This is a genomic window from Citrobacter sp. RHBSTW-00029 (genome assembly GCF_014104295.1).
GTDB lineage: Bacteria > Pseudomonadota > Gammaproteobacteria > Enterobacterales > Enterobacteriaceae > Citrobacter > Citrobacter youngae.
In genome coordinates this window covers 2,539,018-2,555,278 of the sequence record NZ_JABXRT010000001.1, presented here as the reverse complement: position 1 = coordinate 2,555,278, position 16,261 = coordinate 2,539,018, and the positions used below count along the sequence as shown (strand labels likewise).

12 protein-coding genes are annotated in these 16,261 nt (G+C 53.3%); 11 read left to right on the top strand and 1 reads right to left on the bottom strand.

The genetic code is table 11. The features are described 5' to 3' along the window. Positions 1-19: 19 nt before the first annotated feature. From msbA to HV041_RS12660, 6 genes are all read left to right on the top strand, one after another. Complete coding sequence (gene msbA / locus HV041_RS12685) at positions 20-1,768, top strand: lipid A ABC transporter ATP-binding protein/permease MsbA (RefSeq protein WP_048212139.1); 1,749 nt, start codon at positions 20-22, stop codon at positions 1,766-1,768. Then, a complete protein-coding gene (gene lpxK / locus HV041_RS12680; protein ID WP_121584420.1) occupies positions 1,765-2,742 on the top strand; it encodes a tetraacyldisaccharide 4'-kinase in 978 nt (325 codons plus the stop codon). Before msbA ends, lpxK begins: the two co-directional genes overlap by 4 nt. A gap of 41 nt (positions 2,743-2,783) precedes the next feature. Continuing rightward, positions 2,784-4,016, top strand: a complete 1,233-nt coding sequence (locus HV041_RS12675) for a winged helix-turn-helix domain-containing protein (RefSeq protein WP_048212137.1) — start codon at positions 2,784-2,786, stop codon at positions 4,014-4,016. Positions 4,017-4,067: 51 nt separating this feature from the next. Beyond that, positions 4,068-4,250, top strand: a complete 183-nt coding sequence (gene ycaR, locus HV041_RS12670) for a protein YcaR (protein WP_003035793.1) — start codon at positions 4,068-4,070, stop codon at positions 4,248-4,250. Continuing rightward, positions 4,247-4,993, top strand: coding sequence for a 3-deoxy-manno-octulosonate cytidylyltransferase (gene kdsB / locus HV041_RS12665; RefSeq protein WP_048212136.1), 747 nt, complete (start codon positions 4,247-4,249; stop codon positions 4,991-4,993). Before ycaR ends, kdsB begins: the two co-directional genes overlap by 4 nt. A 163-nt stretch (positions 4,994-5,156) precedes the next feature. Beyond that, entirely contained in the window at positions 5,157-6,050 is an 894-nt protein-coding gene (locus HV041_RS12660) for a YcbJ family phosphotransferase (RefSeq protein WP_005123553.1), read from the top strand. On the opposite strand, the gene elyC is transcribed toward HV041_RS12660, so the two are convergent. Beyond that, entirely contained in the window at positions 6,027-6,803 is a 777-nt protein-coding gene (elyC, locus tag HV041_RS12655; protein WP_048212135.1) for an envelope biogenesis factor ElyC, read from the bottom strand. The genes HV041_RS12660 and elyC overlap by 24 nt on opposite strands. Positions 6,804-6,938: 135 nt before the next feature. On the opposite strand from elyC, the gene cmoM reads away from it, so the two are divergent. The 5 genes from cmoM (at position 6,939) to ldtD (ending at position 16,202) form a co-directional block, all read left to right on the top strand. Then, positions 6,939-7,718: a tRNA uridine 5-oxyacetic acid(34) methyltransferase CmoM gene (gene cmoM, locus HV041_RS12650; protein ID WP_040231810.1), complete on the top strand. Its 780-nt coding sequence runs from the start codon at positions 6,939-6,941 to the stop codon at positions 7,716-7,718. 3 nt (positions 7,719-7,721) lie between these two features. Next, the gene (gene mukF / locus HV041_RS12645; protein ID WP_048212134.1) at positions 7,722-9,044 is read left to right on the top strand and encodes a chromosome partition protein MukF; all 1,323 of its coding nucleotides are present in this window, start codon (positions 7,722-7,724) and stop codon (positions 9,042-9,044) included. Continuing rightward, a complete protein-coding gene (gene mukE, locus HV041_RS12640; protein WP_016152457.1) occupies positions 9,025-9,729 on the top strand; it encodes a chromosome partition protein MukE in 705 nt (234 codons plus the stop codon). The genes mukF and mukE overlap by 20 nt, the downstream gene beginning before the upstream one ends. Then, positions 9,729-14,189 carry a chromosome partition protein MukB gene (gene mukB, locus HV041_RS12635; protein WP_121584421.1) on the top strand — a complete coding sequence of 1,487 codons (4,461 nt, stop codon included), beginning with the start codon at positions 9,729-9,731 and terminating at the stop codon, positions 14,187-14,189. Before mukE ends, mukB begins: the two co-directional genes overlap by 1 nt. Positions 14,190-14,450: 261 nt before the next feature. Then, positions 14,451-16,202, top strand: coding sequence for a L,D-transpeptidase (ldtD, locus tag HV041_RS12630; RefSeq protein WP_101742839.1), 1,752 nt, complete (start codon positions 14,451-14,453; stop codon positions 16,200-16,202). Positions 16,203-16,261 lie beyond the last annotated feature (59 nt).

The window sequence follows — 16,261 nt, the reverse complement described above, 5'->3', positions numbered from 1 at the left end:
ACAAATGCTGGTTTTTTGAATGCATAACGATAAAGATCTCTCTACGTGGCAGACGTTTCGCCGACTATGGCCAACCATAGCGCCTTTTAAATCGGGTCTGATCGTGGCGGGTATAGCGTTAGTCCTTAACGCGGCCAGCGATACCTTCATGTTATCGCTCCTCAAGCCATTACTGGATGATGGTTTTGGTAAAACTGATCGCTCTGTGCTGCTGTGGATGCCTCTGGTGGTCATTGGGCTAATGATAGTTCGCGGTATTACGAGCTACGTCTCCAGCTACTGTATTTCATGGGTGTCAGGCAAAGTGGTCATGACCATGCGCCGCCGCCTGTTTGGTCATATGATGGGCATGCCTGTCGCCTTTTTTGATAAACAGTCTACCGGTACGCTGCTGTCTCGTATTACCTATGATTCAGAGCAGGTAGCGTCATCATCTTCTGGTGCGCTAATCACCGTAGTACGTGAAGGTGCCTCGATTATTGGCCTGTTTATCATGATGTTCTATTACAGTTGGCAGCTGTCATTGATCCTGATTGTGCTGGCGCCAATTGTGTCAGTGGCAATCCGAGTGGTTTCCAAGCGCTTTCGTAGCATCAGTAAAAACATGCAAAACACCATGGGGCAGGTTACGACCAGTGCGGAGCAGATGCTGAAAGGCCACAAAGAAGTTTTGATTTTTGGTGGTCAGGAAGTTGAAACCAAGCGTTTTGACAAAGTCAGCAACAAGATGCGTCTGCAGGGTATGAAGATGGTTTCTGCCTCTTCTATCTCCGATCCTATCATCCAGTTGATCGCTTCTCTGGCTCTGGCCTTCGTGTTATATGCGGCCAGTTTCCCAAGCGTGATGGAAAACCTGACGGCAGGGACAATCACCGTTGTCTTCTCTTCAATGATCGCCCTGATGCGTCCACTGAAGTCACTGACTAACGTCAATGCGCAGTTCCAGCGCGGTATGGCGGCATGCCAGACCTTATTTACGATACTGGATAGCGAACAAGAGAAAGATGAAGGTAAACGCGTCATTGAGCGCGCTTCTGGCGATCTGGAGTTCCGTAACGTGACCTTTACCTACCCGGGCCGTGACATTCCTGCGCTACGTAACATCAACCTGAATATTCCGGCGGGCAAAACCGTTGCCCTGGTTGGTCGTTCGGGTTCTGGTAAATCCACTATCGCCAGCCTGATCACGCGCTTCTACGATATCGATGAAGGGCAGATTCTGATGGATGGGCACGACCTGCGTGAATACACCCTGTCATCGCTGCGCGATCAGGTGGCGCTGGTATCGCAGAACGTTCACCTGTTCAATGATACGGTTGCCAACAACATCGCCTACGCGCGTACCGATATGTACAGCCGCGAGCAGATCGAAAAAGCGGCACAGATGGCCTACGCCATGGATTTCATCAACAAGATGGATGATGGTCTGGATACGGTGATTGGCGAAAACGGCGTGCTGCTTTCAGGTGGTCAGCGCCAGCGTATCGCCATCGCTCGCGCCTTGCTGCGCGACAGTCCGATCCTGATCCTCGATGAAGCTACGTCGGCGCTGGATACCGAATCCGAACGCGCGATTCAATCTGCGCTGGATGAGCTACAGAAAAACCGTACCTCTCTGGTTATTGCTCACCGTCTTTCAACCATTGAACAGGCAGACGAGATCATCGTGGTGGAGGATGGGCTGATTGTTGAGCGTGGAACCCATAGCGAACTGCTTGAGCAGCGTGGGGTTTATGCACAATTACATAAGATGCAATTTGGTCAATGATCGCGCGAATCTGGTCGGGTGAGTCGCCACTATGGCGACTGTTACTTCCACTCTCCTGGCTGTATGGCCTGGTGAGTGGCGGGATCCGCCTATGCTACAAGCTTGGGCTGAAACGCGCTTGGCGCGCGCCAGTCCCGGTGGTGGTGGTTGGCAATCTTACCGCGGGCGGCAATGGCAAAACACCGGTGGTGATTTGGCTGGTTGAACAACTGCAGCAACGTGGGATTCGCGTGGGCGTGGTGTCGCGTGGTTACGGCGGGAAAGCGGCTGCTTACCCGTTGTTATTGACCGCAGAGACCACTACCGCAGAAGCGGGTGATGAGCCTGTGCTTATTTTTCAACGTACCGGCGTACCCGTAGCGGTATCTCCGGTAAGATCGGATGCGGTAAAAGCGATCCTTGCTCACCATGACGTGCAGATTATTGTGACAGACGATGGGTTACAGCACTATCGTCTGGCTCGTGATGTGGAAATCGTGGTGATTGACGGTGTGCGTCGGTTTGGTAACGGCTGGTGGCTCCCTGCTGGGCCAATGCGTGAACGCGCAGGTCGCCTTAAATCGGTAGATGCCACGATCGTTAATGGCGGCGTTGCGCGACCGGGTGAAATTCCCATGCATCTTGAGCCGGAGCCGGCCGTTAATTTACGTACCGGTGAACGTCGCGATGTGGCGCAACTGCCTGATATTGTCGCCATGGCGGGTATCGGTCATCCACCCCGTTTTTTTGCCACGCTTGAGGCATGTGGCGCCAGGTTACAAAAATGTGTCGCACTGGCGGACCATCAGTCTCTGACCTACAGTGACGTCAGTGCGTTGTTAGCAGAAGGACAAACGCTGGTGATGACGGAAAAAGATGCCGTGAAATGTCGTGCGTTTGCCGATGAAAACTGGTGGTATTTACCCGTTGACGCACATCTGTCAGGCGAACGGCCTGATGCGTTGCTGGATAGCTTAATCTCGCTGACTCGCTGACTGATTCACGCTGCGGCAGCGAATCATTTATGAGGTCATAAATGTCGTTGCCGCGTCTTACTCTGACGGATGCCCGTCATCTTCACCTTGCTGCCCAAGGGCTACTGAAAAAAACACGCCGCCGGGCAACGCCTGCAGATATTCTTCCCACCATTTCGCGCATGTCGTTACTGCAAATCGATACCATCAATATTGTGGCGCGCAGTCCCTATCTGGTGCTGTTTAGTCGTTTGGGTGACTATTCCCCCCAATGGCTGGATGAGTCCTTACTGCAGGGCGAATTGATGGAGTATTGGGCGCATGAAGCCTGTTTTTTACCGCGCAGCGACTTTACGCTGATACGCCATCGTATGTTGGCTCCGGAAAAAATGGGCTGGAAATACAAAGCGGCGTGGATGAAAGAGCATGCTCATGAAATTGAGCAACTGTTACAGCATATCCAGCATAACGGGCCGGTACGTTCAGCCGATTTCGAGCATCCGCGTAAGGGCGCCAGCGGCTGGTGGGAATGGAAACCACAAAAGCGGCATCTGGAAGGGCTTTTTACATCCGGGAAAGTGATGGTGGTGGAGCGGCGTAATTTTCAGCGAGTGTATGATTTAACGCATCGCGTCATGCCTAATTGGAATGACGAGCGTGACCGGCTGTCGCAGGATGAAGCCGAAATTGTGATGCTGGATAATAGCGCCCGTAGTTTGGGTATTTTCCGTGAACAGTGGTTGGCGGACTACTATCGCCTGAAGCGTCCGGCGTTAAAAAACTGGTGCGATATGCGAAGGGAACAGCGACATATAATTCCTGTTGATGTAGAAGGGCTGGGCACCTTGTGGTTGCACAGCCACCTTCAGCCGCAACTGGAACTTGCTCTGGCGGGAAAGTTGACTGCCACCCACAACGCTGTTTTATCCCCGTTTGATCCGGTGGTCTGGGATCGTAAACGGGCAGAACAGCTGTTTGATTTTAGCTACCGACTGGAATGCTATACGCCAGCGCCGAAACGTCAGTATGGTTATTTCGTCTTGCCGCTGCTGCATCGCGGGCAGTTAGTTGGGCGCATGGACGCCAAAATGCACCGTAAAACCGGCGTGCTGGAGGTTATTTCGCTGTGGTTGCAGGATGGCATCAAACCAGGGGTTACTCTGCAAAAAGGATTGTTTCAGGCGATTGATGATTTTGCCCGCTGGCAGCAGGCGACGCGAGTGACATTGGGGAATTGCCCGGACGGTTTATTTGCTGAATCTCGGCACGGTTGGGAAATAGACCCAGCCTCTTAATTGATTATGTTAATATTTACGGATTCACAATCCGGTCCATCTGGAGGAACTATGGATCATCGTCTGCTTGAAATCATTGCCTGCCCGGTATGCAATGGCAAACTCTGGTTTAACCAGGAAAAACAGGAACTGATTTGTAAACTGGATAACCTTGCTTTCCCACTGCGCGACGGCATTCCAGTTTTGCTGGAAACCGAAGCCCGTGTTCTGACTGCTGATGAGAGTAAATCATGAGTTTTGTGGTCATTATTCCTGCGCGTTATGCGTCCACACGTTTGCCGGGTAAGCCGCTGCTGGATATCAACGGCAAGCCCATGATTGTGCATGTCCTGGAACGTGCGCGTGAATCTGGCGCTGAGCGTATTATTGTTGCCACCGATCATGAAGATGTCGCTCGTGCGGTAGAAGCGGTGGGTGGCGAAGTGTGCATGACCCGTGCCGATCACCAGTCTGGCACGGAGCGACTGGCGGAAGTTGTCGAGAAATGTGGCTTTAGCGATGATACCGTTATTGTGAACGTCCAGGGTGATGAGCCGATGATCCCGGCGGTCATTATTCGCCAGGTCGCTGAGAATCTGGCGCAGCGCCAGGTTGGTATGGCGACACTTGCAGCCCCGATTCACAGCGCGGAAGAGGCGTTTAATCCGAATGCGGTAAAAGTTGTGCTGGATGCCGAAGGTTATGCTCTCTATTTTTCCCGTGCGACGATCCCATGGGATCGCGACCGTTTTTCCAAAAGCCTCGAAACGGTGGGCGATACCTTCCTGCGTCACCTGGGCATTTACGGTTATCGCGCCGGATTTATTCGCCGTTATGTAAACTGGCAGCCGAGTCCGCTTGAGCATATTGAAATGCTGGAGCAACTGCGTGTGCTGTGGTACGGCGAGAAAATTCACGTTGCCGTCGCAAAAGAAGTCCCAGGAACCGGCGTAGACACTGCCGAAGACCTTGAGCGCGTTCGCGCTGAAATGCGTTAGTTTTTCTCATGACACTCCCCCCGGTGATGCGATTTTTTGGGAGGAGTGTCGTATCGTTACGCTTTCCCTCCACTTTTCTTTTCATCAATTGATCTCATCCGGGTGACATCTGTCTGCACGACGCTCATTATGAAAGCAGTAGCATTAATGAGGGCAATCTGAAATGGAACAGTTGCGTGCCGAACTCAGCCATCTGCTGGGTGAAAAACTCAGTCGTATTGAATGCGTAAATGAAAAAGTGGATACGGCCCTGTGGTCACTGTATGACAGCCAGGGAAATCCGATGCCACTGATGGCGAGAAGTTTCACCACGCCGGGGATGGCGCAGCAGTTAGCATGGAAAACCACCATGCTGGCACGTAGCGGGACTGTGCGTATGCCAGTCATTTATGGGGTCTTAACGCACGAAGAGCATCCCGGCCCTGATGTCCTGTTGCTTGAGCGTTTACGCGGTGTGCCGGTAGAAGCGCCAGCCAGAACGCCCGAACGCTGGGAACATTTAAAGGATCAGATTGTAGAAGGTCTGCTTTCATGGCATCGACAGGATAGCCGCGGCTGTGTGGGAATGGTGGATAACACGCAAGAGAATATCTGGCCATCCTGGTATCGTCAGCGAGTTGAGGTGCTGTGGACTACGTTAAGTCAGTTCAACAATACCGGGCTGACAATGCAGGACAAACGGATCCTGTTTCGTACCCGTGAGTGTTTGCCCGCTTTATTTGAAGGATTCAATGATAACTGCGTGCTGATCCACGGTAATTTCAGCTTACGCAGCATGCTTAAAGACGCCCGTAGCGATCAGCTTCTGGCAATGGTGGGGCCGGGGTTGATGCTGTGGGCGCCCAGGGAATATGAACTGTTCCGCTTAATGGATAATGCGCTGGCGGAAAGCCTGCTATGGCAATACCTGCAGCGCGCGCCAGTGGCGGAGTCGTTCATCTGGCGGCGCTGGTTGTATGTGTTATGGGATGAGGTTGCGCAACTGGTCAATACCGGACGTTTTAATCGTTCCAACTTTGACCTGGCAACGAAATCACTGCTGCCGTGGCTCGCCTGAACCTTTTAGCCACTGCCAGATGCGCCCCAACGTTTCGTAACCAACACGATCGCTATGCATTAGCCAGACAGGCGAAGGAATTGCTCGCTCCCACGGGTTGAGTGGTGAATCGATGGCCAGTTGATTAGCGGGTGCAGGCAACGGATGCAGTCCGGCCTGCTGGAAGAAAATCATCGCACGCGGTAAGTGCGATGCGGATGTCACCAGCAGGAACGGCGTATCGCCAATGGCCTGTTTTACTGCTATCGCTTCTTCTTCGGTATCTTTAGGTTTGTCCAGCGTAATGATCTCGCTGCGGGGCACGCCCAGCGACTGCGCCACGCGAGCGCCAGCTTCAGCCGTGCTGACATTATTGGTCTTTGCGGCAGCGCCGGTAAAGATAAGCTTCGAGCCCGGGTTTGCGCGCCATAGGCGAATACCTTCATTCAGACGTGGAAGGCTGTTGTTGATCAGGTTTGAACTTGGCGCCCACTGCGGATTCCACGTATATCCGCCACCCAACACCACAATGTACTCCACTTTTTGCGTACCCTGCCAGGTTGGATAACTATCCTCAAGCGGTTTCAGCAGACGATCGGCGACAGGTTGCAGGCTAAGCAGTAAAAGTGCGAGCCAACTCAGGCTGATACACACTTTCCCCGTTTTCTGAAAGCGGCTAAACCAGATTAACCCCAGGCCGATGCCCATCACAAGCAGCATCAACGGAAGCGGCAGCATCATACCGCCAATCACTTTCTTCAGCGTAAAAAGCATCCTTTTTGGTTCCTTTTTTAACCATATAGCAGGGGATCTGCAGCGATATTACACCAGGAAGGTTCATTCTCGGCGTGGGTGTGACAAAATAGCGGTTTTACTTAGTCGCCCTAAAGCCAGCCTGTGGAGAGCCCGATGCGGGATCGCAATTTTGATGACATTGCAGAGAAGTTTTCCCGTAACATTTACGGCACCACCAAAGGTCAATTAAGACAGGCTATTCTCTGGCAGGATTTGGATCGCTTACTGCCCACGCTCGGTGAACAGAAATTACATATTCTGGATGCGGGTGGGGGCGAAGGGCAAACGGCCATCAAAATGGCGGAGCGCGGTCACTTCGTGACATTATGTGACCTGTCCGGTGAGATGATCGCCCGTGCGCAACAGGCAGCAGAGGCAAAAGGTGTGAGCGGAAACATGCATTTCATACAATGCGCCGCTCAGGATGTTGCTGCGCATTTGGAAAGCCCGGTTGATCTGATATTGTTTCATGCTGTGCTGGAATGGGTGGCCGAACCGGTTTGCGTGCTGCAAACCCTGTGGTCGGTATTACGTCCCGGCGGCGCGTTATCGTTAATGTTCTACAATGCTAACGGTCTGCTGATGCACAACATGGTCGCAGGGAATTTCGACTATGTGCAGGTTGGGATGCCAAAACGTAAAAAACGTACGCTTTCACCAGACTATCCGCGTGAACCAGGACAGGTTTACCAGTGGCTGGAAGAGATCGGTTGGCAGATAACCGGTAAGACAGGCGTGCGCGTGTTTCATGATTATCTGCGAGATAAGCATCAACAGCGTGACGGTTATGAAATGTTACTTGAGTTAGAAACGCGCTATTGCCGCCAGGAACCGTATATCAGCCTTGGCCGCTATATTCATGTCACCGCGCGCAAACCGCAGATGCAAGGATAACCTATGAGTGAATTTTCCCAGACAGTCCCCGAACTGGTTGCCTGGGCCAGAAAAAATGACTTCTCCATCTCTCTGCCGGTAGACAGACTTTCGTTCCTGCTGGCGGTAGCCACGCTGAACGGTGAGCGACTTGACGGTGAGATGAGCGAAGGCGAGCTGGTGGATGCGTTCCGCCATGTGAGTGATGCGTTTGAGCAAACCAGCGAAACCATCGGTGTTCGCGCCAATAACGCGATTAACGACATGGTACGTCAACGTCTGCTGAACCGCTTTACCAGCGAGCAGGCGGAAGGTAACGCTATTTATCGTTTAACGCCGCTGGGGATTGGCATCACGGATTACTATATTCGTCAGCGCGAATTCTCTACATTGCGTTTGTCGATGCAGTTGTCGATTGTTGCTGGTGAGCTGAAGCGCGCGGCAGATGCCGCCGCAGAAGGTGGTGATGAATTCCACTGGCACCGCAACGTCTATGCACCATTGAAGTATTCGGTAGCGGAAATTTTCGACAGTATCGATCTGACCCAGCGCATCATGGATGAACAGCAGCAGCAGGTAAAAGACGACATCGCACAGTTGCTAAACAAAGACTGGCGGGCGGCAATTTCCAGCTGTGAAATGCTGCTGTCTGAAACGTCTGGTACGCTGCGTGAACTGCAGGATACGCTGGAAGCCGCAGGCGATAAGCTCCAGGCGAACTTGTTACGCATTCAGGACGCGACGATGGCTCATGACGATTTGCATTTCGTCGACCGGCTGGTGTTCGACCTGCAAAGCAAGCTCGACCGTATTATCAGCTGGGGTCAGCAATCCATCGATTTGTGGATCGGCTACGATCGTCACGTGCACAAGTTTATCCGTACCGCTATTGATATGGACAAAAATCGCGTCTTTGCCCAGCGTTTACGTCAGTCTGTCCAGAGCTATTTTGACGATCCGTGGGCGTTGACCTATGCCAATGCCGATCGTCTGCTGGATATGCGTGACGAAGAGATGGTGCTGCGTGATGAAGAGGTCACCGGTGAGCTCCCGGCCGATCTGGAATATGAAGAATTTAATGAGATCCGCGAACAGCTGGCGGCAATTATCGAAGAGCAGTTGGCTATCTATAAATCCAGACAAACGCCACTGGATCTCGGATTGGTCGTGCGCGAGTATCTGGCGCAATATCCACGTGCGCGTCACTTCGACGTTGCGCGTATTGTTATCGATCAGGCGGTACGTCTTGGCGTAGCGCAAGCAGACTTCACCGGACTGCCAGCCAAATGGCAGCCGATTAATGATTACGGAGCCAAGGTACAGGCGCATGTCATTGACAAATATTGAACAAGTGATGCCGGTCAAGCTGGCGCAGGCGCTGGCGAATCCGTTATTTCCGGCGCTGGATAGCGCGTTACGTTCGGGTCGTCATATCGGCCTGGATGAACTGGATAATCATGCCTTCCTGATGGATTTTCAGGAATATTTTGAAGAGTTTTACAGCCGCTATAACGTGGAATTGATCCGTGCGCCGGAAGGGTTCTTCTACCTTCGTCCGCGTTCAACGACGCTCATTCCCCGTTCGGTCCTGTCTGAATTGGACATGATGGTCGGTAAAATTCTTTGCTATCTCTATCTCAGCCCGGAACGTCTGGCGAACGAAGGGATTTTTACTCAGCAAGAGCTGTACGACGAGCTGCTAACGCTGGCGGATGAAGCCAAACTGCTGAAGCTGGTGAACAACCGTTCGACCGGTTCGGACGTTGATCGCCAGAAACTCCAGGAAAAAGTGCGTTCTTCACTTAACCGCCTGCGTCGTTTAGGCATGGTGTGGTTTATGGGTCACGACAGTAGCAAATTCCGTATTACGGAATCAGTCTTCCGCTTTGGCGCGGACGTGCGCAGCGGTGACGATCCGCGCGAAGCGCAGCGTCGCTTAATTCGTGATGGCGAAGCGATGCCGGTCGAGAACCGCCTGCAGCTCAACGATGAGCCCGAAGAGAATCAGCCGGACAGTGGAGAAGAAGAATAATGATTGAACGCGGTAAATTTCGCTCACTTACGCTGATTAACTGGAATGGTTTTTTTGCCCGTACGTTTGACCTTGATGAGCTGGTTACCACGCTGTCGGGTGGGAACGGGGCGGGTAAATCCACCACCATGGCGGCATTCGTTACAGCGCTTATCCCGGATTTAACCCTGCTGCATTTTCGTAATACCACCGAAGCCGGTGCAACCAGCGGCTCACGCGATAAAGGTCTGCACGGAAAGCTGAAAGCAGGTGTCTGTTACTCGATGCTTGACGTGCTCAACTCGCGCCATCAGCGTGTGGTCGTTGGCGTGCGTCTGCAGCAGGTTGCCGGGCGCGATCGTAAAGTGGACATCAAGCCGTTTGCGATTCAGGGGTTGCCGATGTCGGTGCAACCAACCCAACTGGTTACGGAAACCCTGAACGAACGCCAGGCTCGCGTTCTGTCTCTCGCCGAGCTGAAAGAGAAGCTTGATGAGATGGAAGGTGTGCAGTTTAAGCAGTTCAACTCGATAACCGATTATCACTCGTTGATGTTCGATTTGGGCATCATTGCCCGTCGTCTGCGCTCTGCCTCCGACCGTAGTAAATTCTATCGCCTGATTGAAGCCTCACTGTATGGCGGTATCTCCAGCGCCATTACCCGCTCGCTGCGCGATTACCTGCTGCCAGAAAACAGCGGCGTGCGTAAAGCGTTCCAGGATATGGAAGCGGCGCTGCGTGAAAACCGTATGACGCTGGAAGCCATTCGCGTCACCCAGTCAGATCGTGACCTGTTTAAGCATTTGATCAGCGAAGCGACTAACTATGTGGCAGCAGACTATATGCGCCACGCTAATGAACGTCGTATTCACCTCGACAAAGCGCTGGAATATCGTCGTGAACTGTACACCTCGCGCCAGCAGCTGGCGGCTGAGCAGTATAAGCACGTAGATATGGCGCGCGAGCTGGGTGAGCATAACGGCGCAGAAGGCGATCTTGAAGCCGATTATCAGGCGGCAAGCGATCACCTGAATCTGGTGCAAACTGCGCTGCGTCAGCAGGAAAAGATTGAACGCTATGAAGCGGATCTCGAAGAACTGCAGGTCCGTCTCGAAGAACAAAACGAGGTGGTTGCGGAAGCCGTTGACCGCCAGGATGAAAACGAAGCCCGTGCGGAAGCCGCCGAGCTGGAAGTGGATGAGCTGAAAAGCCAGTTGGCCGATTACCAGCAGGCGCTGGACGTTCAGCAAACGCGCGCCATCCAGTACACTCAGGCGATTCAGGCACTGAGCCGAGCCAAAGAGCTTTGCCACTTACCGGATCTGACCGCCGATAGCGCCGCTGAATGGCTGGAAACCTTCCAGGCCAAAGAGCAGGAAGCGACCGAGAAGTTGCTGACGCTGGAACAAAAAATGAGCGTGGCGCAAACTGCGCACAGCCAGTTCGAACAGGCTTATCAGCTGGTGGCGGCTATCAACGGCCCGCTGGCGCGTGGTGAAGCCTGGAGCGTGGCGCGTGAGCTGCTGCGCGAAGGCGTTGAACAGCGCCACCTGGCGGAACAGGTTCAGCCATTGCGCATGCGTTTGAGCGAGCTGGAACAGCGTCTGCGCGAACAGCAGGAAGCCGAGCGTCTGCTGGCTGAATTCTGCAAGCGTCAGGGTAAACAGTTCGATATCGATGAGCTGGAAGCGCTGCACCAGGAACTGGAAGCGCGTATCGCCGCCTTGTCGGACAGCGTCTCGTCTGCCAGCGAACAGCGTATGACGCTGCGTCAGGAGCAGGAGCAGCTGCAATCGCGTATCCAGCATCTGATGAAACGCGCGCCTGTCTGGCTGGCCGCGCAAAATAGCCTGAACCAGCTTAGCGAACAGTGTGGTGAAGAATTTACCTCCAGCCAGGATGTGACAGAGTATCTGCAACAATTGCTGGAGCGCGAGCGTGAAGCCATTGTTGAGCGTGATGAAGTCGGCGCGCGCAAAAATGCGGTTGATGAAGAGATTGAACGTTTAAGTCAGCCGGGCGGGGCGGAAGATCAGCGCCTCAATGCGCTGGCGGAACGCTTCGGCGGCGTGCTGCTGTCTGAAATCTATGACGATGTTAGCCTTGAAGATGCGCCGTACTTCTCTGCGCTGTACGGTCCTTCGCGCCATGCCATCGTGGTGCCGGATCTGTCACTGATTACTGAGCAACTTGATGGGCTGACGGATTGCCCGGAAGACCTCTATTTCATCGAAGGGGATCCGCAGTCGTTTGATGACAGCGTTTTCAGCGTCGATGAACTTGAAAAAGCGGTGGTGGTGAAAACCGCCGAGCGTCAGTGGCGTTATTCCCGCTTCCCGACGGTGCCGATTTTTGGTCGTGCTGCGCGCGAAAGCCGTATCGAAACCCTGCATGCCGAGCGTGAAGGGCTGTCTGAACGTTTTGCAACGCTCTCCTTTGACGTCCAGAAAACCCAACGTCTGCACCAGGCGTTTAGCCGCTTTATTGGCAGCCATCTGTCGGTGGCATTTGAAGCCGATCCGGAAGCGGAAATTCGCCAACTGAATGGCCGTCGCGTTGAACTGGAACGTGCGCTGACTAATCATGAAAATGATAACCAGCAAAGCCGTATGCAGTTTGAACAGGCGAAAGAGGGGGTTTCTGCTCTTAACCGCCTGCTGCCGCGTTTGAATTTGCTGGCAGATGACACGCTGGCCGATCGTGTGGACGAAATTCGTGAGCGTCTGGATGAAGCCCAGGAAGCGGCGCGTTTTGTGCAGCAGCACGGCAACCAGTTAGCCAAACTGGAACCGATGGTTTCGGTTCTGCAAAATGACCCTGAGCAGTTTGAACAGCTGAAAGAAGACTACGCGTATTCTCAGCAGATGCAGCGTGATGCGCGTCAGCAAGCTTTTGCCCTGACTGAAGTCGTACAGCGCCGGGCGCACTTTAGCTATTCCGACTCCGCCGAAATGCTCAGCGGTAACAGCGATCTGAATGAGAAACTGCGTGAGCGTCTGGAACAGGCGGAAGCTGAACGTACCCGCGCCCGTGAAGCGTTGCGCAGCCATGCCGCGCAGTTGAGCCAGTACAATCAGGTTATGGCCTCGCTGAAAAGTTCTTATGACACCAAGAAAGAGCTACTGAACGATTTACAACGCGAACTGCAGGATATCGGCGTTCGCGCAGACAGCGGCGCTGAAGAGCGTGCGCGTATTCGTCGTGACGAACTGCATGCGCAGCTCAGTAATAACCGCGCTCGTCGCAACCAACTGGAAAAAGCGCTAACCTTCTGCGAAGCGGAGATGGAAAACCTGACCCGCAAGCTGCGCAAGCTTGAGCGCGATTACCATGAAATGCGTGAGCAGGTAGTCACCGCCAAAGCCGGCTGGTGTGCGGTGATGCGGATGGTGAAAGATAACGGTGTGGAACGTCGTCTGCACCGTCGCGAGTTGGCCTATCTTTCCGGTGACGAACTGCGTTCGATGTCGGATAAGGCGCTCGGTGCGCTACGTCTGGCGGTTGCGGATAACGAACATCTGCGCGATGTGTTGCGCATGTCTGAAGATCCAAAACGTCCAGAACGTAAAATTCAGTTCTTTGTTGCGGTTTACCAGCATCTGCGTGAACGTATTCGCCAGGATATTATCCGTACCGACGATCCGGTTGAAGCCATCGAGCAGATGGAGATTGAATTGAGCCGTCTGACGGAAGAATTAACCTCCCGCGAACAGAAGCTGGCGATCAGCTCTCGCAGCGTGGCAAATATTATTCGTAAGACGATTCAGCGCGAACAGAACCGTATTCGCATGCTGAACCAGGGTCTGCAAAGCGTGTCGTTTGGCCAGGTAAACAGCGTTCGTCTGAACGTCAACGTACGCGAGACGCATGCCACCTTGCTGGACGTACTCTCCGAGCAGCATGAGCAGCACCAGGATCTGTTTAACAGCAATCGTCTGACCTTCTCTGAAGCGCTGGCGAAGCTGTATCAGCGTCTGAATCCGCAGATTGACATGGGACAGCGTACGCCGCAAACCATTGGTGAAGAACTGCTCGACTACCGCAACTACCTGGAGATGGAAGTTGAGGTAAACCGTGGCTCTGACGGCTGGCTGCGCGCTGAATCTGGCGCGCTGTCAACGGGTGAAGCGATCGGGACCGGGATGTCAATCCTCGTGATGGTTGTTCAAAGCTGGGAAGATGAAGGTCGCAGATTGCGCGGGAAAGACATCTCTCCTTGCCGCCTGTTGTTCCTTGATGAAGCCGCACGACTTGATGCCCGCTCCATCGCAACCCTGTTTGAACTGTGCGAGCGTTTGCAGATGCAGCTGATTATTGCTGCGCCGGAAAATATCAGCCCGGAGAAAGGCACAACCTACAAACTGGTGCGTAAAGTCTTCCAGAACACCGAACACGTTCATGTGGTGGGTCTGCGTGGTTTTGCCCCTCAGTTACCTGAGCCCTTACCTGGGATAGAAGATGCCTCTTCGCAGGCAAGCTAAGTAAAAAGGCGGCGCTAAAGCCGCCTTTTTCTTTTCCGATATGCACATGATACCTGGTGTAATTTCTTTAGACTTCTTTACATTAGGTTAGGCAAAAATGATTTGATGTTTATATACTGAAGGTAAGCCTAACGCGTCACCGGGCTTGCTCGTCATACTTCAGAATGTATTGGCGTTTTACAGGCCCGCTCCCTTGAGAGTAATGGGGAATACAGGCGGTCTGGCTACTCAAAGTATGATAAAGAAAACAGGGGGCAAGGGATGTTGCTTAATAAAATGTGTGGTCGTCGGCTGTCGGCAATCAGTTTGTGCCTGGCCGTAACATTCGCTCCACTGTTCAACGCGCAGGCTGATGAGCCTGAAATGATTCCTGGCGACAGCTCTGCGGCCGTCAGCGAACAGCCTACAGCGTTATCGCAACCGCAGGTACAATCTTACGCGACAGGTGTGATGGCGGGAATTCAGTCTCTGCCCAATGGCACATCTGTGGACAAAGCCCGCGCTGAATTGCAATCTCAGCTACCAGCAGGCTATACGCCGGTTTATATGAGCCAGCTGGAATTACTGTATGCCGCACGCGAAATGAAACCGATGTGGGAAAATCGTGATGCGGTAAAAGCCTTTCAACAACAGTTAGCCGAGGTGGCGATTGCCGGGTTTCAGCCGCAGTTTAACGCCTGGGTTGCGTTACTGACTGACCCGGCAGTCACAGGCCTGGCACGTGATACTGTGCTTTCTGATGCGATGATGGGCTATCTGCACTTTATTGCCAATATCCCCGTCAAAGGTAGCCGCTGGCTCTACAGCGATAAGCCTTATGCACTGGCAACGCCACCGCTCTCCGTTATTAACCAATGGCAGGTAGCGCTGGACAACGGTCAGCTAACTTCATTTATCACCAGCCTTACACCTCAGCATCCACAGTATGCTGCGATGCATGAGTCGTTGCTGAAGCTGGTGGGGGATTCGCGACCCTGGCCACGGTTAACCAGCACCACGACGTTGCGTCCCGGTGAATGGAGTAATGATATCCCGGCGCTGCGCGAAATTCTGCGTCGTACCGGAATGCTGAACGCCGGTGTCAGCACTTCTGCCAAAGAAGGGCGTAGCGCCTACGATCGCGAACTTGTTGACGCGGTGAAACGTTTTCAGACATGGCAGGGGCTGGGGGCCGATGGCACGATTGGCCCTGCGACGCGTGACTGGCTGAACGTGACGCCTGCTCAACGCGCGGGCGTACTGGCGTTAAATATTCAGCGTTTGCGCCTGCTGCCGAGCGATCTGTCTACCGGCATCATGGTAAACATCCCAGCCTACTCGCTGGTTTATTATCAGAACGGAAATCAGGTGCTGGCTTCCCGTGTTATTGTCGGACGTCCCGATCGTAAAACGCCGATGATGAGCAGCGCGTTGAATAATGTGGTTGTAAATCCACCGTGGAACGTGCCGCCGACGCTGGCCCGAAAAGATATTCTGCCTAAATTGTGGAACGATCCGGGGTACCTTGAGCGTCACGGGTATACTGTAATGCGCGGCTGGAACAGCAAAGAGACGATAGATCCGTGGCAGGTTGACTGGGCTACAATCACCGCCTCAAATCTGCCGTTCCGCTTCCAGCAGGCACCGGGCGCGCGTAATTCGCTGGGTCGCTATAAATTCAATATGCCGAGTTCGGACGCCATTTATCTGCACGATACGCCAAACCATAATTTGTTCCAGAAGGATACTCGGGCGCTAAGTTCTGGCTGTGTGCGCGTGAATAAGGCCTCGGAACTGGCGAATATGCTGCTGCAGGATGCTGGCTGGAATGATACGCGCATCTCGGATGCCCTGAAGCAAGGGGATACGCGGTATGTAAATATCCGCCAGAATATTCCGGTCAACCTGTACTATCTGACTGCCTTTGTGGGAAGCGATGGACGTACGCAGTATCGAACAGATATTTACAATTACGATCAGACAGCGCGATCCAGCGCACAAATCATGTCGAAAGCTGAGCAATTAATCAGATAAATGAAGCAGTTCGAGGAAAATGATTGTCGTAAGTTATGACGAAAACGGGGCAGGATGGC

Bases quoted from the DNA above. Each gene is read 5' to 3' on its own strand.
- msbA (WP_048212139.1), top strand. From the start codon at position 20: ATGCATAACGATAAAGATCTCTCTACGTGGCAGACGTTTCGCCGACTA.
- lpxK (WP_121584420.1), top strand. From the start codon at position 1,765: ATGATCGCGCGAATCTGGTCGGGTGAGTCGCCACTATGGCGACTGTTA.
- HV041_RS12675 (WP_048212137.1), top strand. From the start codon at position 2,784: ATGTCGTTGCCGCGTCTTACTCTGACGGATGCCCGTCATCTTCACCTT.
- ycaR (WP_003035793.1), top strand. From the start codon at position 4,068: ATGGATCATCGTCTGCTTGAAATCATTGCCTGCCCGGTATGCAATGGC.
- kdsB (WP_048212136.1), top strand. From the start codon at position 4,247: ATGAGTTTTGTGGTCATTATTCCTGCGCGTTATGCGTCCACACGTTTG.
- HV041_RS12660 (WP_005123553.1), top strand. From the start codon at position 5,157: ATGGAACAGTTGCGTGCCGAACTCAGCCATCTGCTGGGTGAAAAACTC.
- elyC (WP_048212135.1), bottom strand. From the start codon at position 6,803: ATGCTTTTTACGCTGAAGAAAGTGATTGGCGGTATGATGCTGCCGCTT.
- cmoM (WP_040231810.1), top strand. From the start codon at position 6,939: ATGCGGGATCGCAATTTTGATGACATTGCAGAGAAGTTTTCCCGTAAC.
- mukF (WP_048212134.1), top strand. From the start codon at position 7,722: ATGAGTGAATTTTCCCAGACAGTCCCCGAACTGGTTGCCTGGGCCAGA.
- mukE (WP_016152457.1), top strand. From the start codon at position 9,025: ATGTCATTGACAAATATTGAACAAGTGATGCCGGTCAAGCTGGCGCAG.
- mukB (WP_121584421.1), top strand. From the start codon at position 9,729: ATGATTGAACGCGGTAAATTTCGCTCACTTACGCTGATTAACTGGAAT.
- ldtD (WP_101742839.1), top strand. From the start codon at position 14,451: ATGTTGCTTAATAAAATGTGTGGTCGTCGGCTGTCGGCAATCAGTTTG.